At 63.8% G+C, this 25,784-nt stretch carries 14 protein-coding genes and 1 pseudogene; 8 read left to right on the forward strand and 7 right to left on the reverse strand.

Annotation, left to right across the window (positions count from 1 at the left end; genetic code table 11):
- The first annotated feature begins 110 nt into the window (after positions 1-110).
- Positions 111-1,181: a phosphotransferase family protein gene (locus PIB44_RS11565; RefSeq protein ID WP_278069489.1), complete on the forward strand. Its 1,071-nt coding sequence runs from the start codon at positions 111-113 to the stop codon at positions 1,179-1,181.
- Entirely contained in the window at positions 1,178-2,356 is a 1,179-nt protein-coding gene (locus PIB44_RS11570; RefSeq protein ID WP_278069490.1) for an acyl-CoA dehydrogenase family protein, read from the forward strand. Before PIB44_RS11565 ends, PIB44_RS11570 begins: the two co-directional genes overlap by 4 nt.
- 615 nt (positions 2,357-2,971) lie before the next feature.
- Here PIB44_RS11570 and PIB44_RS11575 read toward each other — a convergent pair.
- From PIB44_RS11575 to hyoA, 3 genes are all read right to left on the reverse strand, one after another.
- A complete protein-coding gene (locus PIB44_RS11575) occupies positions 2,972-3,994 on the reverse strand; it encodes an IS110 family RNA-guided transposase (RefSeq protein WP_278069491.1) in 1,023 nt (340 codons plus the stop codon).
- 381 nt (positions 3,995-4,375) lie between these two features.
- Complete coding sequence (locus tag PIB44_RS11580; RefSeq protein WP_278069492.1) at positions 4,376-5,305, reverse strand: hypothetical protein; 930 nt, start codon at positions 5,303-5,305, stop codon at positions 4,376-4,378.
- A 161-nt stretch (positions 5,306-5,466) separates the two neighbouring features.
- On the reverse strand, positions 5,467-9,744 hold the full coding sequence (hyoA, locus tag PIB44_RS11585; RefSeq protein WP_278069493.1) for an NACHT domain-containing antiphage protein HyoA: 4,278 nt from the start codon (positions 9,742-9,744) through the stop codon (positions 5,467-5,469).
- 572 nt (positions 9,745-10,316) lie between these two features.
- Between hyoA and PIB44_RS11590 the strand changes: the two genes are divergently transcribed.
- Positions 10,317-11,384, forward strand: coding sequence for a HamA C-terminal domain-containing protein (locus PIB44_RS11590; RefSeq protein ID WP_278069494.1), 1,068 nt, complete (start codon positions 10,317-10,319; stop codon positions 11,382-11,384).
- Positions 11,381-14,020: a DEAD/DEAH box helicase gene (locus tag PIB44_RS11595; RefSeq protein ID WP_278069495.1), complete on the forward strand. Its 2,640-nt coding sequence runs from the start codon at positions 11,381-11,383 to the stop codon at positions 14,018-14,020. The genes PIB44_RS11590 and PIB44_RS11595 overlap by 4 nt, the downstream gene beginning before the upstream one ends.
- Positions 14,021-14,569: 549 nt before the next feature.
- Here PIB44_RS11595 and PIB44_RS11600 read toward each other — a convergent pair.
- The gene (locus tag PIB44_RS11600; RefSeq protein ID WP_278069496.1) at positions 14,570-15,277 is read right to left on the reverse strand and encodes a hypothetical protein; all 708 of its coding nucleotides are present in this window, start codon (positions 15,275-15,277) and stop codon (positions 14,570-14,572) included.
- 527 nt (positions 15,278-15,804) lie between these two features.
- On the reverse strand, positions 15,805-16,047 hold the full coding sequence (locus PIB44_RS11605; protein ID WP_191742434.1) for a response regulator transcription factor: 243 nt from the start codon (positions 16,045-16,047) through the stop codon (positions 15,805-15,807).
- A gap of 477 nt (positions 16,048-16,524) precedes the next feature.
- Here PIB44_RS11605 and PIB44_RS11610 point away from each other — a divergent pair, with 477 nt between their 5' ends.
- From PIB44_RS11610 to PIB44_RS11625, 4 genes and pseudogenes are all read left to right on the forward strand, one after another.
- Entirely contained in the window at positions 16,525-17,016 is a 492-nt protein-coding gene (locus PIB44_RS11610) for an RNA polymerase sigma factor (protein ID WP_227157844.1), read from the forward strand.
- 5 nt (positions 17,017-17,021) lie between these two features.
- The gene (locus tag PIB44_RS11615) at positions 17,022-18,002 is read left to right on the forward strand and encodes a FecR family protein (RefSeq protein ID WP_278069497.1); all 981 of its coding nucleotides are present in this window, start codon (positions 17,022-17,024) and stop codon (positions 18,000-18,002) included.
- A gap of 93 nt (positions 18,003-18,095) precedes the next feature.
- Positions 18,096-21,053: a TonB-dependent receptor gene (locus tag PIB44_RS11620; protein WP_278069498.1), complete on the forward strand. Its 2,958-nt coding sequence runs from the start codon at positions 18,096-18,098 to the stop codon at positions 21,051-21,053.
- Between the two features lie 1,415 nt (positions 21,054-22,468).
- Positions 22,469-23,362, forward strand: a pseudogene (locus PIB44_RS11625) (alpha/beta hydrolase family protein); the annotation flags it as partial.
- A gap of 9 nt (positions 23,363-23,371) precedes the next feature.
- Here the strand turns inward: PIB44_RS11625 and PIB44_RS11630 are convergent.
- Both PIB44_RS11630 and PIB44_RS11635 read right to left on the reverse strand, forming a co-directional pair.
- Positions 23,372-25,138 (reverse strand): asparagine synthase-related protein, encoded by a 1,767-nt coding sequence (locus tag PIB44_RS11630; protein ID WP_278069499.1) that lies wholly within the window; start codon positions 25,136-25,138, stop codon positions 23,372-23,374.
- Positions 25,135-25,755: a lasso peptide biosynthesis B2 protein gene (locus tag PIB44_RS11635; protein ID WP_278069500.1), complete on the reverse strand. Its 621-nt coding sequence runs from the start codon at positions 25,753-25,755 to the stop codon at positions 25,135-25,137. The genes PIB44_RS11630 and PIB44_RS11635 overlap by 4 nt, the downstream gene beginning before the upstream one ends.
- Between the last annotated feature and the right edge of the window lie 29 nt (positions 25,756-25,784).

The following is a 25,784-nucleotide window of genomic DNA, read 5'->3' on the forward strand; positions in this document are numbered from 1 at the left end:
CTCATCTCCTGGCTCTGGACGAAGCCTCGCCTTTTTGGTCTATTTACGCAAGTCATAGATCGGCGCGGCTGAGCCGGGCGTGTGATCACCCGTTCGGCGAGGATTTCTCCATGTCCCAAACCAACACCTTCGAGGGGTCCGGCCCCGTGCGGGCGGGGCATGAACTGCCGGTCGAGCGCCTGTCGGCCTGGCTACATCAGCAGGCGCCGGAGGTACGCGGCCCCATCGACATCCGCCAGTTCAACGGCGGCCAGTCCAACCCGACCTATCGCCTGAACACGCCGGGAAAATCCTACGTCCTGCGCCGCAAGCCGGCCGGCCCAGTCCTGAAAGGCGCCCATGCAGTAGAGCGCGAGCATCGCGTGATCTCGGCCCTGCACGCCACCGGCTTTCCCGTCGCCGCCCCCCTGATCTTGTGCGAGGACGAGGCCGTCATCGGCTCGACCTTCATGGTGATGGAGATGGTCGAGGGCCGCATCTTCTGGATCCCCACCCTGCCCGAACTGACGCCGGATCAGCGGGCCGCGCATTTCGACGCCCTAAACGCCACAATCGCCCGCCTGCACAGCCTCGACATCCAAGCCCTCGGCCTGGAAGACTACGGCCGTCCCGGCGCCTTCTTCGCGCGCCAGATCCAGCGCTGGTCCCGGCAGTATCAGGAAGACGACCTGGCCGGGCGCGATCCCAACATGGACCGGCTGGTCGCCTGGCTACCCGAAAACATGCCCCAGGACGACGGCGCCGCATGTGTGGTTCACGGCGATTTCCGCGCCGACAACCTCATCTTCGCCCCTGACAGCGCCGAGGTGCGAGCCGTGCTGGACTGGGAGTTGTCGACCCTGGGCCACCCCATGAGCGACTTCACCTATCACCTGATGATGTACCGCCTGCCGCCGTCCATGATCGGCGGCTTTGCCGGCGCCGACCTGAAGGCCCTCGGGATTCCGAGCGAAGCCGACTACCTGGCAGCCTACTGCGACCGGGTCGATCGCGCGCCGCCCACGGCGGATGAACTGCGCTTCTACATGGCGTTCAACATGTTCCGGCTGGCGGCCATCTTCCACGGCATCAAGGGACGCATCGCGCGCGGCACGGCCGCCTCCGCCCATGCCCAGACCATGGCCGACAACCTGCCCGCCCTCGCCGCCCTGGCCTGGGCGCAGACGGAGACGACATCATGAGCCACAACGACCTCGACCAGGGCCAGGCCATAGCCGCGCGCGTGGAACGCTTCGTGCGCGACGTCGTCATTCCCTATGAGAAGGACCCGCGCGCCACGTCGCACGGCCCGACCGACGATCTGGTCGTCGAACTGCGGACCCTGGCGCGCGCCGCGGGGCTGATGACGCCGCACATCGGGGTCGATGGATCGCACCTGTCGCAGCGCGCGACGGCCCTGGTGCTTCAGGCGTCGGGCCTGTCGCCGCTAGGCCCGGTCGCCCTCAACGTCATGGCCCCGGACGAGGGCAATATGTACCTGCTGGGCCAGGTCGCCAGCGAGGCTCAGAAGCGCCGCTTCCTCGCTCCCCTGGTCAGCGGTCAGGCGCGCTCCGCCTTCTTCATGACCGAACCCGCCGAGGACGACGGCGCCGGCGCCGACCCCTCCATGCTGAAAACCACCGCCGTGCCGGACGGCGACGGCTGGCGCATCAACGGCCGCAAGGCCTTCATCACCGGCGCGGTCGGCGCCTCGGTCGGCATCGTCATGGCCCGCACGGACGCCGGCGACGGCAAGGTCGCGGCCACCATGTTCCTGGTCGACCTGCCCGACCCCGCCGTGCGGGTCGAGCGGGTGATGGAGACGATAGATTCCTCAATGGCTGGCGGCCATTCGATCATCGCCCTGGAAGACCTGCGCGTGCCCGGCGACCAGATCCTCGGCGTCCCGCATCAGGGTTTCAAATACGCTCAGGTCCGTCTCAGCCCGGCCCGCCTCAGCCACTGCATGCGCTGGCTCGGCGCCTGCCGCCGCACCCATGAGATCGCCGCCGCCTACGCCGTCAAACGCCACGCCTTCGGCAAGCCGCTGATCGACCACGAGGGCGTAGGCTTCATGCTGGCCGACAACCTGATCGCGCTGAAGCAGGTCGAGTTGATGATCGACTGGTGCGCCGGCGTTCTGGACACGGGCGTCCTCGGCACAACCGAAAGCTCCATGACGAAGGTCGCGGTGTCCGAAGCCCTGTTCGGCGTGGCCGACCGCTGCGTCCAGATCATGGGAGGAACCGGCGTCTCGGGCGACACCGTGGTCGAGCAGATCTTCCGCGAGGTCCGCGCCTTCCGCATCTATGACGGGCCCAGCGAAGTCCACCGCTGGAGCCTAGCCAAGGCGGTGAAGCGGCAGATGACGACCTAGAGCGCGTGCTCGCTCAGAAGGGCGCCTCATCGGTCCGAGGAGCAACATCATGAGGTCTATGCCGTCCGCCGCGATCAGCGTCGCCTGCGAAAGCTCTCCAGTCGTCGGCGGCACCGCTCGCTCTAGAACCCAAGATGCGCTTCAGGTCCAAGCGGACACCCCGCGTCCATTCGTCCCGCCTGTCCGTTTCAACAGCTTTAGCTTGCGGCGCCAAGTTTGTCGCCATCGCTCAAGACTGGCAGACCAAGTCATTGTCTTTGCCCCCCTGATAACGAACACTGGCTGGACCACCAGCGAAGGCTGTCGTTTTCATCGTGAAACAATTCTGCCGCAGGTCTGGAATGCGCCATGTGTGGACGGCTCCCCGTTGGCAAGGGTTGATCTGACGTTCTGCTGAGCCTGGTCGGTGCGGCCATGTGTTCGACCTGTTGGTGCGGTACGCGTGACCGCTGGCCATAATGCCTTCCGCGAAGCCGGGTCCCGACCAAAAGCACGCGCTCGAGGCGCTCTGGCGCAAGTGGGTTTTCCCGCCTTCCGGTTTCGACCGGCTGTCGCATTACATCCTGTCCGCCCTTCCCAAGTTCGTCGGTCTCCGCGCTAAGCCTCGACCTGTCTCTATGCCGCCAGCGGCTCCCTGTAGCGCTCGCCCGAAGTCATGATCGCCCAGACCATTCGCGCGGTCTTGTTGGCGAGAGCGACGGCTGCAACCTTCGGCGTTCGTCGCGCGAGCAGTTGCACCAACCACGGCCGACGTGTGCCGTTTCGCACCGCGTAGCGCACGACCGCCAAGGCGCCGACGACCAGCATCTGTCGCAGGTATCGATCTCCCTGCTTCGTGATCCCGCCGAGCCGCTCCTTGCCGCCGCTAGAGTTCTGCTTCGGAACGAGGCCGATCCAGGCCGCGAGATTGCGACCGGTTTTGAAGGCCCTTGGATCGGCGATCGTGCCGACCAGAGCGCTGGCCAGCAGCGGGCCTACGCCGGGGATCTCCATCAGCCGGCGCCCGACCTCGGTCGATCGGGCGTTGGTCCGGATCAGTCGATCGGTCTCTAGGACCTGCTCGTTCACCAGCCGCAGCTGCGCGGCGAGCATGGCGAGACACCCCTTCGCCTCGACTGGAACACGCTTGTCAGCGGGGTCGTGGACCACCTCGATCAGCGAGTGCAATCCCTGCCTGCCGACCGCGGCCGCCAGGCCGAACTCCGCCATATGGCTGCGAATCGCGTTGGAGATCTGGATACGCTGCCGGATCAGAATCGACCGGGTCCGATGCAGCACCATTACGCTCTGCTGCTCTGGCGACTTCACCGGCACGAAGCGCATGGTCGGCCGGGTGACCGCCTCGCAGATCGCCTCTGCGTCGGCCATGTCGTTCTTCTGGCGCTTCACATAGGGCTTCACATAGCTCGGCGGCATCAGCCGCACGTCGTGGCCCAGGCCAATCAGTTCGCGGGCCCAGTGATGCGCCGTTCCGCAGGCTTCGATCCCGATCAGACAGGGGGACAGCTTTTCGAAGAACTTCAGCAGCCGCGCTCGCGTCAGCTTCTGTCGAATGATGACGCCGCCCTCAGCATCGACGCCGTGCACCTGAAACACCGACTTCGCGATGTCCAAACCAATCGTGGCTACCTGTCCCATGGCTCTCCTCCAGCTCTGCCGGAGGCCTAACGCCGCCGGTGGGTTGGAGAGCCGTCCACAGCATCAGGAGCGGACATTCGAACGGCCGCGGTAACCGGACATTGGGCTCCCCGGTAGGCCGCGTCACCAGAGACGGCTGCCAACGTACTCAATACGCTCTAGCCCTAGGTGCAAGTGTGCCGGATCGCCTCGGCAAAGTCCGGCTCCTAGGATGGGTGAGGGGATCGTTTGCAAGGAGGGCCATCGCCGGAGCCTATCGGCGTTTTTGCGGCACCGGAAGGATTCAGCGCGTGCGACAGATTCGATCGATCTGGGCGCAGAGACAATGCTGCTACGCCAGGAGCACGAAGCCGCGTGCTGAATGCGCGGCATCTCAATCGCTCAGATACGGAACTGGATGCGGTGCAGGTTGACCAGCTTTCGGTTCTCTTTCTGCAGCCGGGCAATGACATCGTCTAACTCTGAACCGAGGTGGCGATAGTCCAACTTTACGCCATCACGCAGGTGCTCGGCTTCCACTCCCATTCTGGTGGTGCTCCCGTCCGCCTCAAGGAAGGCGCTCAGCCAACGGTCGACCACCGAGTTCCAGTGCTCAACCACTCGCGCGTCCTCAAGCATTTTGCGGACGGCGAGGAGAACATCACCCATGCCCATCACGTAATGGCGCACATAAAGCGTGAGGTCGATCGATTCTGGTTGTGACGGATCTTTCTCACGCATCAACCTGTACTCAGCAAGTAAGTCTTTGAAGCGAGGGAACTCTGCAAGCAGTCGAGGCGTCACACTTGGCTTGAAGGTATGAACCCGCGTGGCTTTGATCTCGTCTTTGTGCTCCAACCAGTTCGCCCCATAGCTGAGCCCGGTGACAGCGAAGTTCTCATGCTGGCTGTGGTTGCGTAGCTCTTCCATGAATCGATAGGGGAAGGATGCTTCCGCGATCTGAGCCTTGGCTTCCCGGAAGGTGGCGAGGGCTTTGCGTCCCAGCAGCTTGGGCAGCGAGACATCAGTCAGGTCACGAAAGAGGCGTGCGCTACTTAGCAGGTTAGCCGTAACCCGGCTCATGTGCCTGCGGTCGCGATTGAAGGCATCGTAAGCCACGCGCTGCCGAACCTCCTCCTCGATCAGGATGCCAGCGATGGCCTTCTCGTACTCCATGTAATTGCTGATGAGGATGTCGTAGGCCTCTTCGACATCCACGACACGGGCAAGACCATCTAGGGCCTTTACTAACTCCTGATACTCGCGAGCGGTAAGCTCAACACGGACCCGACTGTCCAATGTCCGTCTGACAACCACGTACTCATCAGCCACAGCGCCCCCGCTAGATATCACCATGGTGGAAGCGATACTCCTTTGAACAACTACGGCAAGGGGTGGATGCCACCATTAATGCAGCGAGACACCCTCTGCGATTGTTGGCTGAAGGCACAGGCATCAATGAGCGCAGCAATGAATCAGGCGTCAGAGACGACCTATCCCGTCCGGCGAGGCGGAGTGCGGAAGCGGGCCGACAAATCGATTCCGATAATCCTAATGCTTTCCACGTTCGGGAATTGAGGTGCGAGGCTCGCCCAGTGCGATTCAAGCGCCTCGATCAGGCCCGTGAAATCGACAGAGTTCATGTTTGGCGGGATTTGCCATCGCGCTTTCCTCTCATCTCCCCGGTGGACCAGAACGAACAGAGCCGTGCGTGACCGGACATCGCGCAGGTAGTCGCCCGACAGCTGGACCTCGAGACGCTCGAACAGGCTCGGGCCGGTCCAGGCGTCGGCGAGCTTGAGCTCCATCGGTACGGGCCCGTCAAACCCTATGCCCTGAAGGCGGAGATCGGGCCGCTTGGCGTCCGCGAGCTCCTCTTCCTGGGTCGCGACGTAGCGGCCGAGTGCGTCCCGTCGCAGCCGGTTTCCGATGTAGTTCCGCACATCGGTTTCCAAGAGCGCCCTGCGCAGTACGCTCGCCTCGCTGCTGTCGCCGTCTTCCAGATCCGCCTTCAGGTCCAGTAGCCGGCAGACTGCGAGGTCGTAGAGCTCCCGGTGGGTACGTGGCGTGCGCTCCAGCGTGTCGTGGAATTCGCGAACCTGTTCGACCCGCCAAGGATCACTCTCGGAATCCGCCTCTGCCTTCGCCCGGGCATGGTGTTTGAACCAGACGCGGGACTCGACATCGGGGTGGGCCTTGGCGATCTCGCTCAGGGCGATGAACGCGGCCTTGCCGGGGATCTCGTTCAGCCATCTGAACAGCGTGTCGCGCGCGTCCTGCGCGTCATCGCGCAGTTCCGGCGAATAGACGCCCTTCCCCACCCGGTCGATGTCGTCCTTTCGCTGGATACAGGCGTGCATCAGGAGATACAGCCGCTTGAGCGTATCGGGGGTCTTGAACTGGTCGCGACGCCAGAATCCGCCGGTGCGGCGACCGCCGACCAACTGGCTGATGAAGATCATGGCGAACCGGGTCCGAACCGCCTTGTCGGCGATCGCGGCCAGGCGGTGCTCGAGCGCCTGGACGGCCTGATCCGGATCGACGGCCACCCACATCGCGAACCAGGTCGCGGCTCGTTCGATATCCGGACTGTCAACCCTTCGCCTTGCGACGTCGGCGATCTCGGAGCCCGGAACGGTCGAGCCCTGCACAATATTCAGGACGTACCGCAGGTTCTCCAGCGTGCCGCGGTCGGAGTCCGAAAGCCGCTGCAGCAGCGCAGGCCCGATCGCATCCCAGAGCCACTGCCCGCTGTAGTTCACATCATGGAGCAGATAGATCGACCCGCCGTCCCCGGTCCGAGCAAGCTCGAAGTCGATCTCGGCCAAGGCCAGGCGCGTCACCACGGCCGGCGCATGGGCGAACAGGCGCGGCATCCACGGCGGAAAACCGTTCAGCTCGTACATGGCCACCCGGAACGCGCGTTCGACGGCCGCATCGTCCAGCCCCTTGGGCCAGTCAGAGGATTCCGCCGACTCAATGGCGAGGCCGTTCAGACCTAGGATGGCTGCGAAAGGAATGCTCCTCGGAGAAGCCCCCTCAGAAACCAGTTGCGGCTTCTGTCGGCGTCCGAAATTAACCGCCCCGTCGCGATAGGCTTTGGCGACGTCGGCGCCGAACTCCGCCTCCAGACTGCGCCAATTGCTATCCGAGTAGTTGTGATTGCCGCCGTTCAGGCGGTGAAGCTCGCCATGCAGATAGTATTGCGCGTTGGTGACGTCGTCGGGCTTCTTCAGTCCGAGGCCGCGCACCGCGTCCAGATTGTCGGCCAAGTGCGTGCGCCACTCCTGACGATCGGTCTCGCTCTTCAGCTTCCGCACAGCGTCGCGCCGCTCCCACTGCGCCGACATCCGTCGATAGCGCAGCTGGTCCGGGCCCGCGGGCGCGGGTTTCATCAGCCGGGCAAGTTGGGCTTTGAGTTCAGGGACGGCCTGGACGCGGGCGTTCAGGCGCAGCCGCATCGGCCTCCGCCGGCCTGCCGCGACATAGATGCGAAACGCCAGCGAGACGGCGATCATTTTGTCATCGAGGTCGCGGCGGACATCGATCTGGTTCAACACCGCGTCGAGATCGTCTGGTCCGAACTGAAAATACGGGCTCCAGCAGATCACCGGCCAACAGTCGGTCAAGCGCTCGGACTTCTTGGCGTCGAGCCAGAGCCGCTCCTGTGCGGCGGTGTGCCAGAACAGGGCCCAGTTCAGCTCCGGCCAAGCCGGCACGAGCTTGTCGAGCGTCAGAGCGATGTCGCTGCTGCGGGGGCGACCGAAATGGTCGGCGCGGGGCAGAAGATACAGGGTGTCGAGCGCCGCCGCGTTGAAGGCGTGCGCGTGTCGAAGCAGGACCAGGCGTTCGACAGCGAATGCCGCGGGCTTAAGCAACCACCCAAATTGCTCCGACATCTCGCAGTGCCGCCGATCGACCACAGGCGCGCGCGCCAAGAGCGGCCGGACCCGGTCGATGAACACGACCAAGGCCGCCGGTTGGGCGGCGCGGACAAACTCCTGGACGGCTGAACCTAGAGGATCGACGGTGTGAGGTTTGCTGGCGGCCGCATTCTCGATGCACGACACCAGCCAAGAGGCCGTCGCCTCCGTCGGTGGCGCGCCCGAGAGAAGTTCCGCTAAAAGCTGGCGATTTCGCTTGCCGGGTTCGGCCGCGAACCTTGTTCGGACATTCTCTATATCGGCGAACTGACCGACTGCGGCGATCGCGCGGAAGGCGGCGATCCGCACGTTGAGACGCACTTTGGCATCAACCGCGATCGCCAGAGCGGGGGCGAGCCCCGCTTCGAGTTCCCCCTGCCAGACCAACTGCAGGAGGAACCACATGACGTCCTCGTCAGCGGTATGGCGCTGCATGAGGCCGATGATGTGCGGCGCGAGGTCCGAGGTCGCGAACCGCTGGGCGGCGTTGTAGTCATAGGCGAGATGGCGAGGTCCGCCCTTGGCGAGTTCGGCGCAGATTTCTTCGAGGATGGCCTGGCGCAACGAAAGCGGCAGCTGGCTCGGGTCGCCCCCTTCGAGAAACAGCTGCGGCGACAGCCGCTGGACCCGGGTGCGGATGGCGTCATCGAACAGGACGAGCCATTGCAGAACCGGCCGCATGCTGGGGACGATCACCTCGATCCCATACTGTTCGCGGAAGAAAATCTGCTCGATGCGGCTGCGGGAAGTGTGTCGCTGCAAGAGTTCATTGAGCCAGACGGCGGTCAGATACTCTCGCGCGGTCCTGTGGTGAAACCGCACGGAGCCGTAGGTCTCGGCATCGAACACCGGACGAGATAGCAGGGTCGCGATGTCGGCCTCTGTCCAGTCGGGCAGCAAGGGGGCGGTCGCCATCGCGATCGATGAGCCGCCACCACCGTCCGGGACGCCGATCGCCTGAGTTCTCGTCAGCGTGGCGGCGCCCGCGAGCAGCTTGGCCCCCAGACCGACGCGATCGGCGGCGATCGGCCGGGCTTCGGCTCTGTTTGGGTCTCTCTCCCTGAGCCGGCGGGCGACACTGGCCGCCATCAGCTCCAGCTTGCTGCCGATCCGGCCATTCGACAGCCAGAAGCCGATGACTTCGTTCAGGTCTTGAGGCCGTGAGGTGAAAGACCAAGCGTCAGCCCGCTGGATGGCGTCCACCAAAGCCCTGGCCTCGGAGACGCCCCTTCGATGGCCGAACACCTCGATCTGTCGGGCGTTCAGATCGTCCAGAGTGACCACCGTGAACGGGCTTTTCACCGAGCCGTCCCAACTTTTCTTGGCGGCGGGCAGAGCGAACGGCAGAATCCGCTCGCACATCTGGAGATCGGATTTCGAACGCCAAGCTTCCACGCGACTGCTCAGCAATATGTGGGCGCGAGCCATCGCGACCGACAGCTTCTGACCCAGTCGGCGCACCGCCCGCTCCAGGTCCTTGGGATTTCGCAGCCGGGCCTCATCGACTGAGTCCAAAAATAGCCAGCCGTCGGCATCGGACGCCAACCACGCGTCGAATTCGGCCGCCGTTCCCTCGTCGAACGCGGTGTCGAAATCGTCCGCGACGAACTCCAGTCGAAGGAAGAAGGCGGCCTTGCCCTCCTCCCGAGTGATCTTGGCGACATGTCGGAACTCTTCCGTCTTTCCGCTGCCAGCTTCGGATAAGACGACGACCCTGTGTTCCGCGAGGAGTTCGGACCAGGTGAAACTGCGGCCGATACGCCGGCCAGGCACGATCTCGCTGTCGTCGTCGCCTGGCGCAAGGCCATGAAACGTCCGTTCGAGCTCAATGAAGTCGTCGTCACCCATTCTACCGTATCGCGCTGAAAAGCCCGCCGACTGCTCCCGCCAGACTCATGTTGATCCGAGGCTATACTGGGATGGCCACCGGGCAAGCGCGTTTAGGAGTTTGCGTCTTGTGGTCCATGTCGATCGAGCTGATGCCGGTTCAGAACACACTCGCCGGTGCGGTGCATCACCTGCAAAACAGACGTTTGGAACGGCCGCCCGGAGTCAGAACTGCGAATTCGGTTGCTGTTCGAGAGCGGACGTTGCGAAAGGCCGCGTTGAGTCAAAAGCCGTATTTGAATGCGCTCCCGAGTCCCGCCTTTACTCCTCCCCGCGACTTGTAGGGGAACCGACAAGCTTTGAACTGCGCACAAAAACTCCACTGGAAACATCGCCTTACAGGCGACGGGTGGAGAGACGAATGCAGGCCCCCCAGACCCTAAATGCTCGCGCAAAATATTATGGATCTGTCGCCATCCTCCGGCAGCAAGGAACAGCGATCTAGGCGCGATGGAAGCCATCCGAGAATCGCTGTTTCTCGAATCCATTCATCGCCCTAAGGTTGCAAATCGGCATCACAATGAAGGCTGGACGTGGACGACATAGAAGGATCTGAGCTGTCGGAGGCGATGGCAGCGCTGCTCAACCCCTCGAAGTTTGACAAGCTCGTGTCGTGCGTCGTGGGGCACAGCGACCCCTCGGCGACCGAGGGTCCCAGAACCGGCTTGCTGCATGTCCGCTTCAGCGAGGACAGTCCGCAGATAGATGCGCTCGGCGAGTTTCTCTGGGCACAGTGCATGTTTTACGCCCTACCGAGAAAGCGTCGTCTCGAATTTCAGGAAGCTATCGCCGAGGATTTTGCGGTCACTGCACGCGTCAACCAGGCGGTTCGAAACACGTTCATCGAGTTCAACAAGAAGCACCCCTCACGGGCGAGCGAAGTCGGCGAGGTGATGGCCTACTGCGTCGCTCAGGACCAGCTGTCTGCCGCGCAAGTCGCCGCGAAAATGGCGTTGAAGACCTCCTACAACATGCCGATCCACGGTCTGGATGGTATCCATGCGATCTTCGAAAACGGCGAGATGACGGTCTATTTCCTGGAATCAAAGCTGGCTGGCAGCGCCAACTCCGGCGTCAGGGAATTTGCAAAATCATCTGCGGCGTTCTCATCGGATAGAAAGCAGTATCTGAAGGAGTATCAGATCGTCTCCGACCTCGGGAACTTCGACTCCCTGACCGGTGCGGCACGGGAGGCTGCGCTCGCGTTCTTCGATGTTCAGGACAATCCTGACGCCCCTCGGCGCGAGCGTTACGTCGGCGTGATCTGCTACTCCGAACGCCGGCTCTTCAACGACAAAATCCCGGTCACCGAAGGGCCGGTCTCGGCCCATGAGACTCATTTCGCCGGCCTGCTGAAAGCCGAGCACGGCCTCCACAAGGGGCGCGCGAACAAACATATCCTCTCCGCAGGCGCAAATCCCAACAAGAGCGTCGTCTTCTTTGTCGCCGTGCCCGACGTGAACGATCTAAGGCGCGCCTTCTACCGGGCGATGGGCGTGGACGCGCCGGATCAGGATGACATTACGGACGAGCCCGAAGACGAAGACGAAGACGACGAAGTCGAACTGTCTGACTATGACGCGAGCGGTGAAGTCCTATGAGTTTCGCCCTGGAACTCGCCAAACGGATACGTGGCCGCGCCAGCTTCCAAGCCGACCTTGATCGTCTCCAGGTCAGCGCCGCCAGTGCCACCCTGGATCACCCTCTAGAACGAGATGAGGTACGCACCGACCTCGGCGCAGCGCCCATCAACGCCACCGAAATCCGACGGCTGCTCTACTGCGCCGGCGTATTCCTGCAGACCGACGATGAGCGTTTGCGCGCGACGGCCCAGTCCATCGCGCTCGGCGCCCTTCTTATTGGCGACGCAGAGGTTCCTGTAGATGCCAGCCTGCGCCTGCTCACCGACCTGGGCAACTTCCCCGCCCTTACGTATGCCGAACAGCGGTTCACTCCTGACCAGTCTTTGAGACAGGCGCTTCGGGGTGCGATCTCTCGAGAAATCAACAGCATTACCGTCGGCGACCAGAGAATCGCCCTGACGGACTTTCAGAAGCGCGCCTGGGATCGGCTCCACCATGCCGACGCCGTTGCGGTCTCGGCGCCGACCTCTGCCGGCAAGTCCTTCCTCGTGATTGAGCACATGTGCCGGACGATCGAACAGGCTAAGACCTATTGCGCCGTCTATGTCGCCCCCACGCGCGCGCTTCTCTCCGAAGTCTATGGTGCCATCCAGAAGCGCCTCTCGGGCGATCCTTCCATCCGGGTATCGACCGTCCCGACGATCGATCCGAGCCACCCGGCCCGACAGGTCTTCATCCTCACACAGGAACGGCTGCAGGTGCTGCTCGCCGTTTCGAGCATCGTGTTCGATCTCGTGGTCGTGGACGAGGCTCAAAACCTTTCCGACGGCGCGCGCGGAATGATCCTGCAGGAATGCCTAGAACAGGCGTTCGGCCGCGCGCTTGACACGCGCCTTGTACTCTTAGCGCCAGGCGCCCAGGGGTTCGAGGATGTCGCCCGTCTAATAGGCCTCAAAGCCTTCGAAGCCGCCGTTTCACTTCTCCCCTCCGTGATCCAGAATCGAATTCTCGTCAGCAAGGCGAACGAGCCGAGAACGCTCAATCTGCGCCTTTTGACGGCGTCCGGTCCGGTGCCATTGGGCTTACTGCGCAGCGCACGCGGTTTCGACACTCCATCGACCCGCCTCGCGGCGGTGGCGCTGGAACTTGGCGCGACCGGCGGTTCGCTCGTTTATGCGACCGGTCCCAAGGACGCCGAAACCGTAGCGTTGCAGTTGTTCCATGACAGTCGCCCCCTCGATCTGGATCAGTTGAATGAGCTCGCCGAGTTCATCGAGCGGCATATTCATAAGGAGTATGCTCTGGCGAAACTGGTCCGCCGGGGCGTGGCCTTCCACTACGGCCGGATGCCGTCGCTCCTTCGCGAATCGATCGAAGGGGCATTCAAGACCGGTGCGCTACGCTTCCTCGCCTGCACCACGACTCTCTTTCAGGGGGTCAACTTGCCGGCCCGAAATGTGTTCATCGATACGCCGACTCGTGGGGTTAACGCCAAGCTCGACCCCGCCGCACTCTGGAACTTCGCCGGCCGCGCCGGCCGGATGAAGGCCGACATCGTCGGAAACGTCTTCCTGGTCGATTACGACGAATGGCCCGAAAAGCCGATGGATAGCTTCGTCGGATACAAGATCGAGCCTGCCTTCGCCAAGACAGTGGAGGATCTCGGCCCTGCCGTCATCGAAGCTCTCAAAGGAGACATGCCCCGCCAAACTCCCAATGGAGAGGACACCGGAAGAACACGCGCCGCCGCAGGTCTTTTGATCTCGCGGGCGGCCAAAGGCGACGTCGCCGCCTTCGCGTCGCGTTCCCTGGGCAGGCTGCCTGCAGAAGAGCTCGACATGATCGTCAAGACAGCGGAGACAGCGAGCGAGACCATTGGACTTCCAGCATCGTTGCTTGCGACCAACTGGACGATTGACCCTTTCGGCCTGAAACGCCTGTACGTGGAGCTCGTCGCCAAAATCTCGGCGGGGATGGCCGATGACCTGATCCCGCGCTTCCCAGAAGAATATATGGTCGCTCGCGAGGCATATACGGCGATCTTTAACCGCGCCCAGCGCGCTGTGAACCTCAACGAGAACCGCTTCCCCGCGCTAGTCTCGGGGGTAGCGGTCAAATGGATGCAAGGCGCGCCCTACCCCCTCCTGCTATCCGACGCGATCAAGCGCGCACGAAAACAATGGACTGCTAAAAACAACGTCTATGAGGAAGAGCTTGCTCGAAATCCCCGCACACGCAAGCGCAAGCCGAGTGATCTCGACGTCAATGACGTCATCCGCAAAGAATTCGATCTCATAGAAGACGTGATCCGCTTTCAGTATGTTCAGCTCGGTAAGGCCTACGTCGACATTCTTACACTCGCCCTGCGTAAATGCGGCCTCGAAACCCGTATTCGCGAAATCTTCGATTTTCCGCTCGCGCTCGAACTCGGGGTTTCGACCCGCTCGGCCTGGTCCTTCATGGAGCTGGGACTTTCTCGGATTGGAGCGGGGGCTCTGGAAAGTCAGTTCCCAAACTCTGAACTCTCAGTTGGAGAGGCTCGGGAATGGCTGAGGAGCGTCGATGTCAGGTCTTTGAAACTGAATTCCGTCATCGTGAACGAGTTGATAGACCTTGGCCTCGTCGCTGAGCCAATCGAGAATCCCGAGACTTGATCGCATCGGAAATGGCGCGCGGGCGATGTCATCACCCTCGAAATTCAAATTACGGTGCCCAAAGGCTGTCGTGATGACCGCCACTGAGGCTCAAACCTGCGCGTTCAGCGGCTGATCTCGGAGGCCGACCTTCTCCGGCTGGATAGCTTCATCTGGCGCATGGGACCTGATCCGCGAAGACCCTCTGGGGCCCCGCACCCTTGGGCCAACTATGGCGAAGGCTTTGAATCGCTGCCCCCAGCGGAACAAACCCGCATTGCTATGGCGGCGAGGTCTCAGGCCGAAGAAGTCAAGGCGCTAGAAGATCATCGCATTGCGAAGCTACTGGCACTGAATCTCCTCCAGCACCCAACAGGCTTAGTGCCTGGGCGTCCACTTCTTGGAGGGGCAAGGGGATGCCGATCATCAAGAAGGAGGAGCCCAGGTTGACTCCACTTGGCGCGATGGTCCTCACCAAGACCAGCCTCGGTCAGGACACTTAGGAGGGCGTTCTAGAGCGGGACCGCGAAGCTGCGGAGTCGGCCGCTCAATGAGCGCCAGCTGTATCTCTCAATGCGCCGGATCGACGTGCAAAGCTCTGGCACGCAGCTTCTCCGCATCCACGACAAAGCGGGCTAGCTGATTGTTCCGCCAGCGCAAGTCCAGCCTTTCGTCGGCCTGGAACTCCATCAGCACGCGTTCAGCGTGAAGATCAATTTCAGTGTGCGCTGCCTTGCCGAAATAGGATTTCTTCAGCGTATAAAAATAGTTGCGCAGAACATCCTGAGCTTCGCGGAATTCGCCTCTACTCAACAATTCGTCGATGAAAACACGAAGAACCTGCACAGTAGCTCGAGCTTGTCGTAGCGCCACTGCATCCCTACGGCCTAGGGTGTGGATATTGGCCAACCTGCTCTGAAAACAATGCAAAGGATGCATCACCAGAACGCTGATCCCCCGCCCCTGCGCGTCCTTCCCTCCAATAGTTACGAACTGTCTGCGCAATTCGGCGTCATTGACACCAAGAACGCTGCGCATGAAGTCGATCTTCACCTCTCGCCCGTTCAACTCGCCAACGAACAGGGCCGCATTCGGCGTATGATCCGCGCCATCAGGCAAAATTAGCTTCCCGCCGAGATCAGCGACAAGCCCATCCTCCGCAGCGGAATTATGAAGAAAATCAATATCTTTGCTAGTAAACGGCCCATCATCGAGAAGCTCTGGTAAAACCCCTCGGTAGAACTCAACCCAGAGATTGACAGACTGTCCGCCCACCACGATCGCTTCCGCGTCCGCAACGATCTCCAGTATCCTGGCAACCTCCGCCGCCTCAAGGTGAAGGGCACCGAGGTCATTGTCTGCGTTAGCTGACAGAATTCAGCCTCTTGCGCCCCACGGCCTGGAGCTCAAATCTGGAAACACCAAGCGGGGAAAAGAAACTGTTGGCGGCGGCGAGTTCGCGCACGCTCACTTGGCCTTCGCCAAGCCTAGCCTCGTCAGCACGACGGCAGGCCGCCTTCTCGGCACCCCTCCGCTGCAGGTCATATCTCTCGAATGCGCGCATAACCATTCTCACCACCAACTGCCAATATAGACTCAATGCGCTAAACGTCCAATGTCCGATTTGCGCCTACCACGCCTACCTGCTGACCTGCTGAGGAACCAGCAAGGTTCTAAGGCGGAACAAAATTACACGTACAACTCATAAGCATTCCATCTCGACGGATGCCCCAGCTGCAGGCCAGTTCCACGTCTAGGTCAACCTCAACAGACTGAAGAACGGCGGCTCAAGGCCTACCCTCCGCTTAGTCCACCTCGATGAGACCTCGCCTCACCCCCACAGCCACCGCCTCTATCCTCGTACGCACGCCCAGTTTGGACGCTGCCTTCTCGAGATAGCTATCCACCGTGCGAGCTGACAGGCCCAATATAGCTCCGATGTCGGTCGAGCTCTTGCCCTGGCTGACCCAAGCGAGACATTCGAGCTCGCGCGGGCTCAATCCGGGCGTGACCGTCCATGCGGTCTGGCTGTTCAGGTTGGCGTCCATTCCTTCCCCCCACCGGCTGCTGCTCCGTCCGTACACGGCGATAACGGCGATTCTCTACGCCTAAGAGTTGCGGTCAGACCGCAACTTCTCTGCGGAATAGGCCTCCATCACATGGTTGAACCCGGAGCGGCGCCCGCCTAAGGATTGGGCGTCGGGCGCCGCGAAACAGGCGCGGAGCTGGAGCCGGGGGCCCTTCGGGCAGGGCAGCGCTCCGTTGGCAGATAGCGGGCCTCGTTCCGCGAGGATTCCAACGCCCGACCCCCTCGCCTTGCGTCCGGATTCGGTTTGATTCATGCTCGGGCGTCGGCCCTGGCGCCGACAGGGGCTTGGAATCCCCTTTGCGGACTCGGATTTGGAAAGCGCAATTGCTGCGTGAGCTGTCGTCGTACCTGGCGCAGGCTGTGTCCTGCGTCCGGATGATCATGGCTGATCAAGACCCACGGGATTCCCGGCCCGCCCTGGAGGCGGGAGATCGACGTGAGCGACGTCAAGGAATTGAAAGCGGATGCGCTGGAGGGCCTGAACGCCCTCTATCGCCAGTATGCACGTTGGCTTGACGGCAGGCTGCGGGCCCACGTCGACCCGGATCAGGCCGCAGACGTGGTTCAGGAAACCTACATCCGCGCCGCCCCCTATTCGGCAGGCCTCATCCGGCATCCCCGGGCCTTCCTCCTGCGGATCGCCATGAACGTGGTCCGGGACGAGAGCCGCCGACGCAAACGACGGGGAACGACAGAGACCTTTACGGAAGCCGCCGACCCGGGCGAGGCGGCCGACCAAGTCGAAGCGCTGATGATGAAGCAGGCGGTTCTGACCATGCCCCCCCTCTACCGTGAAGTTTTCGTCCTGAGCCGTTTTGCCGGTATGAGCTATCCTGAGATCGCCGCCGCCCGCGGGTTGAGCGTCAAGGCGGTGGAGTGGCGTATGTCTAAGGCGTTGCAGCACTGCGTCGAGCAACTGGACGGATAGGCGGGATGACGATCGATAAGGAACGGGACGCCCGGCGGCACGAAGCCGCGACATGGTTCGCCCGTCTCGGTCAGAAGCGCGTGTCGACGACCGATATCCACGACTTCTTCGAATGGCGGAAAGACCCGGACAATGCCCGCGCCTACGAGCGCGTCGAGAAGGCCTGGGACACGAGTCGGACGCTTGCCGAGGATCCCGACATAGCCGCCCTAACGGCGGAAGCCCTGGGCCAGGCCCCGCCGAGGGTGCGGGCCCGCCACATGGTGTCGCGCCTGTGGAAGCCGATCGCGGCCGGCGCCATGGCGCTCGCCGCCCTAGGGCTGGTCTCGGTCTGGACCCTGAACCGGCCGCAGGCCTACGCCACCGGCGTCGGCGAGCAGCGTACCCTGCGTCTGGCCGACGGATCCCAGGTCGTCCTCGATACCAACAGCCGGGTGGAGGTCCGCCTGCGCTCAGACCGCCGATCCGTGATCCTGGTCTCCGGACAGGCCTTCTTCGACGTTGAGGGCGACCCGGCCCGCCCCTTCGTCGTCGCCGCCGGCGACACCACCGTCACCGCCGTCGGCACGCGGTTCGATGTCCGGAAGCTGGGCCAGGGCGCGAAGGTCACCCTGATCGAGGGCCGCATAGACGTAGGGACCTCCGGCATGTCCAAGCCCGCCTGGTCCTTGACGCCGGGCCAGCAGGTCGTCACCGCCCGAAGAAGTCCGCAGGTCCAGTCGGTCGACGCGGCCCGTGAAACCAGCTGGACCACGGGACGGCTGATCTTCGCCGCGACGCCGATCCAGGAGGCGATCGCTGAGGTCAGCCGGTACAGCGACCGTCGGATCGAACTGAAGGACGCGGGCATCGCGCAGATTCCCGTCAGCGGCGCCTTCGACACAGGCGACACCGACGCCTTCATCGCGGCGCTTTCTGACCTCTACGGCGTCACAGCATCCACGGGCGCCGACGGCGCCATCATTCTTGAGGCGCCGATAACCTGAGGAAAATAATCTTTAGGCGGAGTTAGGGGGCCCGCGCCTTCCCGGCGTCTCTGCCCGTCCCGCACCACGCGGGAGGAGCAAACGGGGAAGATCATGCGTATCGGATTGGGGACGACGACAGCACTATCAACCGCCCTTTTAGCCTGCGTCGCGCCGGCCTGGGCCCAGGGCGCGGACGCCGTGAGGCGGTATGATGCGCCCGCCGGCCCTCTCGCCCGGACCCTGAGCGTCTTCGTCGAGCAGAGCCGCCTCCAGATTCTCTATCCTGCCGCCCTTGTGGAGGGCCGCACCTCTCCCGGCCTTCAGGGCGACTATAGCGCAGAAGCGGGGCTGGCTGCGCTGCTGCGCGACACCGGGCTGGCGTTCCGCCGGACCCGCCCCAACGTCTACGTGCTTTACGATCCGAACGCGCGCGCCGGGCTGACCGACGACGAACTGACCGTGGTGGACGACGTCGTCGTTACGGGCAGTCTGATCCGGGGTGTCGGCGACGGCCCCTCGCCCGTGGTCAGCATCGACCGGGACCAGATGGACCGCGAGGGCCGGGCCACCGTGGCCCAGCTGCTCGCCGCGCTGCCGCAGAACTTCGGCGGAACCGCCAATGAGGGCGCCCTTAACAACGGCGCCGATCGCTCGGGGACCAACTCGACCTACGCCAACGGCGTCAATCTTCGCGGTCTGGGCAGCGACGCCACGCTTGTACTGATCAACGGCCGCCGCATGGCGGGCACGGGCTCCAAGGGCGATTTCGCCGACGTCTCCTCCATTCCGACGGCCGCGATCAGGCGGGTCGACGTCCTTCTCGACGGCGCCTCGGCCCTCTATGGCGCCGACGCCGTGGGCGGCGTGGTCAACATCATCCTGCGGGACGACTACGACGGCGCGGAAACGCGGATCCGGGTCGGGAACACCAGCGACGGGGTCAGTGGGGAATACCAGTTCGGCCAGACCTTCGGCCGTCGCTGGAGCAGCGGCAACGCCCTGCTCACCTATGAATACAATGATCGCGAGGCCCTCTCCGGAACGGAGAGGCGGCTGGCGAGCGACTCCGATCTCCGATGGCGCGGCGGGACTGATCGCCGTCAATTCTACAGCAATCCGGGAAACATCGTCGTCTTCGATCCGGCGTCAGGCGGCTATATTCCGGCCTGGGCCATACCGCCGGGTCAATCAGGCGTCGGCCTTCAGCCCGACGACTTCCTGCCCGGGCAGGTCAATCTCGAAAACCTGCGCGCCGGCATCAACGTCCTGCCGCGGCAGACCCGGCACAGCGGCTACGCCCTCTGGCGCCAGGGCCTCGGCGATCGGCTCGAGGTCACAGCCGACGCCCGGTACGGCAAGCGCAACTATGAAACCCACTCCTTTCCGATCAGCGCCCTGCTGACGGTGACCGACGCAAACCCCTTTTTCGTCTCGCCGACGGGAGCCCGCTCCCATACCATAGCCTATTCCTTCCAGGGTCAGATTGCTCCGCCGCGCGTCTTCGGCGAGGTCGAGAGCCTGGGCGCCAGCCTGGGCGGCGCCTTCGACCTGTCCCACGACTGGCGGATCGACGCCTATGTCGCCTACGCCTCGGAGGAGAGCCGGACCGGCTCTTCCGGAGCGCTTCAGTCCACCTATCTGCGCGAAGCGCTCGGGGCGATCGCCGACAATCCCGCCACGTCTTTCAGTCCTTTGCGGGACGGATACCTGAACCCCTTCGGCGACGAGGCGGTGAATACGGCCGCCGTCCTCGACTTCATCAGTTCGGGCTACTCGCGCGCCTACAGCCGGACAGGCGTCGCATCGGCCAATTTCCAGGTTTCCGGCGCTCTCCTGGAGCTTCCGGGCGGGCCGCTCCGGCTGGCGACGGGCCTTTCCTTCCGCGAGGAGACCTTCAAACGGCAGTCGACCGGCTTCAGCAGCGGTCTCGCCCCTACCGTCGGCGCCGCTGTCAGGACGGAAAGACAGGTGGCGGCGGCCTTCGGCGAGGTTCGCCTCCCTGTCTTCGGCGCCAACAACAGTCGTGCTGGCTTTGAACGGCTAGAGCTCTCGCTCGCAGCCCGGTTAGAGGACTATGCCGACGTCGGCCAGACCACCAGCCCCAAGATCGGGATCGTCTGGGATCCTGTCGATGCCCTGCGCCTCAAGGCCAACTACGGCCGCTCGTTCAGGGCTCCGGCGCTGCGCGAGGTCAATGACGCGCCAAGCGCCAGTCCCTCGATCCTTCCGCGCGGCTCGCAGCAGATCCTGTCCATGATCCTCTACGGCGGCAACCCTGACCTTCAGCCGGAAGAGGCCGACACCTGGACCCTCGGCTTCGAAATCCGTCCGCACCTTGTTCCCGGACTGCGTCTCGGCGTGAACGGCTTCAGGACCGATTTCGAAAACCGGATCGGCCAGCCTGCCCTAGAAAGTATCATGACGGTGTTGAGCGATCCTTCTCTCGCACCTTTCGTCAGAACCCTGAACCCCGCCGACAGCAAGGATCTCGCTGCTATCCAGGCCATCCTCGATCTGCCCACGACCGGGTTGCGCGACCAATTTCCGGCCTCATCCTATGGGACCATCGTCGACGCCCGCTACGTCAATACGGCCAGCGTCCAGATTCAAGGCGCCGACCTCAATATCGACTACGGCTTCAGCCGGGGAGCGGATGCTTTCGATCTCGGCCTGAACCTGACGTGGCTCGAACGGTTCGACGCGCAGCCGACCCCGACCTCCGCCGCAGTCTCCCAGCTAGACCGGCCCAACTTTCCAGTCGGTCTGCGCGGACGCGGCTCAACCTCATGGTCGCGCGGCCCCTGGTCCGTCTCGTCCTCGGTTAATTTCGTCAATTCCTATCGGGACCTGATCGGGAAGCGGATCGGCTCGTGGACGACCGCCGACCTCGCGGTCCGCTTCACGCCCGACCATGGTCCGCTGGCCGGAACGGGTCTCACCTTTACGGTGCAGAACCTGTTCGACCGCGATCCGCCCTTCTATGACGCACCGGAGGGCGTGGCCTATGACGCCGCCAACGCCAATGTGATGGGGCGCTTCGTCTCTTTGCAACTGACGAAGGCCTGGTGATGCGGCGCTCCCTTCTCGCGCTAGCCTTGGCGACCACGACGGCATGGCCGGTCGCGGCCCAGACGCCCCGCCCCTTCTCGATCGATGATCTGCTTGGTCACGAGGACATCGGAACGACCCGCATCAGTCCCGATGGGGAATGGGTCGCGATCGAGCATCGGCGCCCCTATGACCAAGCCGGGTCCTATGATCTGTCAACCATGGTCAGCGCCATGTTGACCGATCTGGAGATTCATCGCGTCGCACAGGATCAGGCGCCGATCCGCCTCGCCTCGCCCAGCCACGAGGCCGGCCACCTGTCGGGCCCCTTCTCGCCCGACGGCGCCCGCATGGTCGTGTTTCGCGTGACAGCCGACGATCTTCAGCTCGGCGTGCTTACACTCGCCACCGGCGAAATCCTCTGGACGCCGTTCACTCCGGAGATGATCCAGTTCGGCCAAACTGTCGCCTGGCGATCTCCCACTGAACTAGTCTTCATCGCCCGACCGCGTCACGATCCGCCTGTCGCCATGCGGGTCGGGTTCAAGGTCCAGAAACGCGTGGAGCAGTTGTGGCGCACGGCCGCCAGCGGTCATGGCGCCAGCGCCGTCTACATCCCGAGCGGCGAGACCCGGCAGTCCCGAACCCAGGCCGAGCCCTCCACCCTTGTCGTCCTGGACATCCTCGCCAGGACGCCGCGAATGCTGGCCCGCGGGGAGTGGTTTGATCTCAGGCTCTCACCTGACGGCCGCCACGCTGCACTTCTGGAAGACGCCGAAGATCTTCAACCCCGACCGGATCGCCCGGTCCGGGTCGGCGACCCTATCCGCCGGGGACGTCTGAGCCTCGTAGCGCTCGACAGCGGCGTCGTGCGCGCTCCACTGCCCGACCAGGATCTGGCCATGTACCTCATGACCTGGTCGCCCGCGTCCGACGCCTTCATCGTCTTCGGCCGTCCCCTTGGCGGCGACTTCGACAAGGACGGGCGGTTCTGGACTGTATCGTCGAATGGACGCGCCAGGGCGCTTGATCTGGGGTCTCTAACCCCCTGGGTTCAGCGCACCTGGGACGGCGTCGCCATTCCTCTTGCAAGTTGGGACGGCCGCCGGCCGATTGTTCAGGCCCGGACCGCTGACGGTGCCCGGGTCTGGGCCAGTCCCGGTTCAGCCTCTTCTGACCTTATTCCTGTCCGGGAGCCCTCGGAACGGATTGTTGAGCTTAACGGACGCGCCGCCATCCAGCGCGCTGACGGCGTCTATGGATTCACGCCGGACAGCCCGCTGCTCGCGCGCGGGCAGCTTCGCGACCAGGGGCAGATCGCCGATATGGGCAATCCAGTGCGGTGGAACCCTTCGCCCCGGGATATGGGAGCGCGCACCCTGGTCGATCAGGCCTGTCTGTCACGCCTCAACGGGACGCCAGCCTGTCTCTCGCCTATGGAGCCCGACGAGGTTGTCCTCGCGGCCAGTCCGGACGCTGACTTCCTTGTCACCCGCCAGACGAAACAGGGCGAAAGCGAGGTTCGCCTTAGATCGGCAGAGGGGATTAAAACTCTTATCGCGCTCAATAAGGGATGGTCCGACATCGACTGGGGGCGCATCGTGCCCGTGCCTCACCCGGGTCCGGCGGGCGAACCTTTGACAAGCTGGCTTCTCCTTCCTCCCGGCGCAGCCCCCCACGCCCGTCTGCCCGTCGTGGTCGAGGTCTATCCTGGGACGGCCCCCCGTTCCGCGCCGTCGGCGCTCCTTCCCGGAGGAACCCGGTTGCAGAACAATCCAGCCGTGATCGCGGCTGCGGGCTACGCCGTCCTCGTCGTTAGCCTCCCGCTCGCGCCGGGCGAAAGCCGCCCGGCCGCGGGGATCGCAGAGCGAATATTCGTTGCGGTCGACGCCGCCGGCGATCTCGGGCTGGTCGATCCTGGGAGGGTCGCCCTGATCGGTCACAGCTTCGGCGGCTACGGCGTTCTCAGCGCTGTGGCCCAGAGCGATCGGTTCAGCGCGGTCATCGCCTCAAATGGCTATCCGGATCTGAGCTTGTCCATGCAACTTCCGCCGTTCTACCGGGTCGCGCCCGAGGAAGGCGTGCCCATTGGGCGCATGGTTGGATGGGGCGAGACGGGACAAGCATCGATCGGCGATTTCGCAGCTGCGCCGGCGGCTTACGTCGAAACCAGCCCTCTTTATCAGGCCGAGGCCATTCGCACTCCGGCCCTGCTGATCGAGTCCGACCTCGACACTCAGCGCATGAGCACCCTCTTCAGCGCCCTCTACCGTCGCAATCGGGAAGCGGGGCTTTTGACCTATTTCGGCGAGGGACATACCTACGCCAGTCCAGGCAACCTAAGGGACCTGCACGCCCGCATCATCGACTGGCTGGCGCGCTATCTCGGTCCGCCGACGCCGCTCGATCCGATCACTCCAATGTCGGGCCCAGGACTCGAGCACTCCGAGCACAAGCGGACGATTGCCGTCAGCGCTCCACATCAGCCGATGAGGTGACAGGTCGCGTTCAAGTCTAACCGGATCGAGCAGCCGGTGCTCTGTCATGCGCCCCTCCATCAGGAAGGGACGGAGCGCCGGCAGGCTCGCCAACACGACGTGGCCGTAAAAGACGCTCAGGTCGCCCTTATCCCGCCGTTCGGTGATCAGGGCGGGCAAGCGATCCGCGAAGGCGAGACGCGCCAGCCCGCGATCTCGCACGCCCGCCAGGAGTTGGTCGGCGGGCACGGCCAGAGCATGCTCCATGACCGGCTGGCTAAGCAGGGGATGGACGAGGTCGGCTGTCCTCGCGCGCCGGCAGTCCCCCCAGAACAGCTGGCAGTTGGCCAGACGAAGCACCTGCCCCCGCTTAGCGGGCGGCAGGTCTTCACAGTCCTCCAGCCAGGGATGACGCCGTGCGCCCGAGGGACGGACGCGCCCACCGCCCAGAGCCAATGCAGCGACGGTCCAAGCGGAATGACGCGTCCAGCGACCAACCTCGGCCCAGTAGCCAGGCTCGAACCCCTGCCATCCCCTCCGCCTGCGTCGGTCGACGACCACCTGAGGGTCCGGAGCCTGAAAGAAAACCGCGTCGCCGCCCTGACCGGTCAACAATCCCGTCGCGTTCGCCACCGCCAACCGGTTCGCCATCTCCTCGTCATAGGCCGCATCAACCCCGTGCAGCGCAGGACGCACGCCCCACCCCAGAGGCGCTAGCAGCCCAGGCGTGATCGGCGCCACCGGCTTTCGAACCACCTCGAGGGAGAGGCTGCTCATTCGCGCGCTGGCCAGAGCATAGGGGCGCTCGTCGCCCTCGGCCCAATCTCCATAATAGTTGACGAAGCGGGCACGGTCGGACCGGCCGGAGGCGGCGAGGCTGCTCGATACAATCGCAGAATCCAATCCGCCGGAAATTTCGCCGACCAGCCTTGCATGGTCATCCGTTTCCGCCACAACGGCTTCATCCACCACACTTCGAAGCGCTGCGGGTGAAGGATCGACGTCACGCGTTCGCCAGATGTCGGCCGGTCGCCAGACGGGATAGCGGGCGACCGTGCGGCCCATGAGTGCATATTCTCCCGGCGCAACCCCGGTCAGGCCTTTCAAGGGCGGCTGATCACTCGCCAGACCCGGCTGCTCGGCGATCTCACCCAGGCGGTCCCAATCGATCGCCAAGACCGCTGGCATCATGACATCCGCCTCTGGCGGAGGCTGATCAGACGCCAGCCACAATCCGCCACACTTCCAAGTCAGGCAGTCGACGGCTCCGCTCGGATCCCGCAACACCGCGAGGTCACCGGCGTCGGTCCGCCAGGCCAGCACATATCTCCCCCAGCCGCCGGCCACGGTCGCTCGGGCGAGTTCGTCCGGGCTGCGGCTCCGGCCGATCAGGGCCGATAGGGCTTGGCCGTGCGGACGATAGGTTCCGATCAGGATGCAGCGACGATGGACAAGCCGGATCCTGGGCGGACGCCGGGGCCCGACGAAGACTTCCAGATCGTCAACCACCAGCACAGAGCGCCATCCAGCGCGCTCCAGGCCGCGACGCCCGGCCTCCAGGACAGCAAGACCCGCCGGGTCCAGGCCATCGCGCTGAATGACCATATAGCCGTGCTCGGAAGGCGTCATCTGCTGTAGATCGGCGTGTAGGCGGTCAGGCGTTCGACATCGTCGTTCAGACAGAGGTCGTCCAGTTGGACCCAGCAGTGAGCCATGAAGGGCCAGAGTCGCACACCAAAGACCCAGTCGGCCTCCAGCCCCCGTTGGTTCAGAAATCGCATCAGGAGGGCCGATCGCACCAGGCATTCGCCCTCAATCGGTAGCCAGGGCGCCATCTGCCAGAAGGCCCGCGCCGCCTCTGCGACACGGGCAGGCGTCCGGTCGCCGGCCGGCCCGTCTGCGAGCGCGAGATAGCTGGCCACCCCCGCCCCTTTCCGGATCGCGCGGACCGCCAGCGCCGCCCGCAGCGCCGCCAGCCACGTGGCGATGGCGGGCGGTTGTTCAGGCCGCTGATAGATGACCGTCTCCGATGGGCGCTGGGGAAGAGGCCGCCGCTCGGGGGCCGATCCGGTCGTCACGAGCCCAGCCTCGTCAAGAGTGGCGATCAACTCGGCGCTCTGGATCCCACCATCTACGTCCGCCACCGCCCCCGGCAAGCAGAGGTATTCATCCCGCATCAAATCCAGAATGATCAGGGCGTCGTCGACCGCCACAGCATGGACATCAGGTCTGAACACAGCCGTCATCTCTCATCTCCCTTCGGCCGTGAGGACGC

Origin of the sequence: Brevundimonas sanguinis, from assembly GCF_029636725.1 — a bacterium.
GTDB classification, from domain to species: Bacteria; Pseudomonadota; Alphaproteobacteria; order Caulobacterales; family Caulobacteraceae; genus Brevundimonas; species Brevundimonas sanguinis.

Excerpts from the sequence above, each read along its gene's own strand:
- PIB44_RS11635 (WP_278069500.1), bottom strand. The coding sequence starts at position 25,755 with ATGACGGCTGTGTTCAGACCTGATGTCCATGCTGTGGCGGTCGACGAC.
- hyoA (WP_278069493.1), bottom strand. The coding sequence starts at position 9,744 with ATGGGTGACGACGACTTCATTGAGCTCGAACGGACGTTTCATGGCCTT.
- PIB44_RS11595 (WP_278069495.1), top strand. The coding sequence starts at position 11,381 with ATGAGTTTCGCCCTGGAACTCGCCAAACGGATACGTGGCCGCGCCAGC.
- PIB44_RS11605 (WP_191742434.1), bottom strand. The coding sequence starts at position 16,047 with ATGGACGCCAACCTGAACAGCCAGACCGCATGGACGGTCACGCCCGGA.
- PIB44_RS11570 (WP_278069490.1), top strand. The coding sequence starts at position 1,178 with ATGAGCCACAACGACCTCGACCAGGGCCAGGCCATAGCCGCGCGCGTG.
- PIB44_RS11615 (WP_278069497.1), top strand. The coding sequence starts at position 17,022 with ATGACGATCGATAAGGAACGGGACGCCCGGCGGCACGAAGCCGCGACA.
- PIB44_RS11565 (WP_278069489.1), top strand. The coding sequence starts at position 111 with ATGTCCCAAACCAACACCTTCGAGGGGTCCGGCCCCGTGCGGGCGGGG.
- PIB44_RS11575 (WP_278069491.1), bottom strand. The coding sequence starts at position 3,994 with ATGGGACAGGTAGCCACGATTGGTTTGGACATCGCGAAGTCGGTGTTT.
- PIB44_RS11630 (WP_278069499.1), bottom strand. The coding sequence starts at position 25,138 with ATGACGCCTTCCGAGCACGGCTATATGGTCATTCAGCGCGATGGCCTG.
- PIB44_RS11620 (WP_278069498.1), top strand. The coding sequence starts at position 18,096 with ATGCGTATCGGATTGGGGACGACGACAGCACTATCAACCGCCCTTTTA.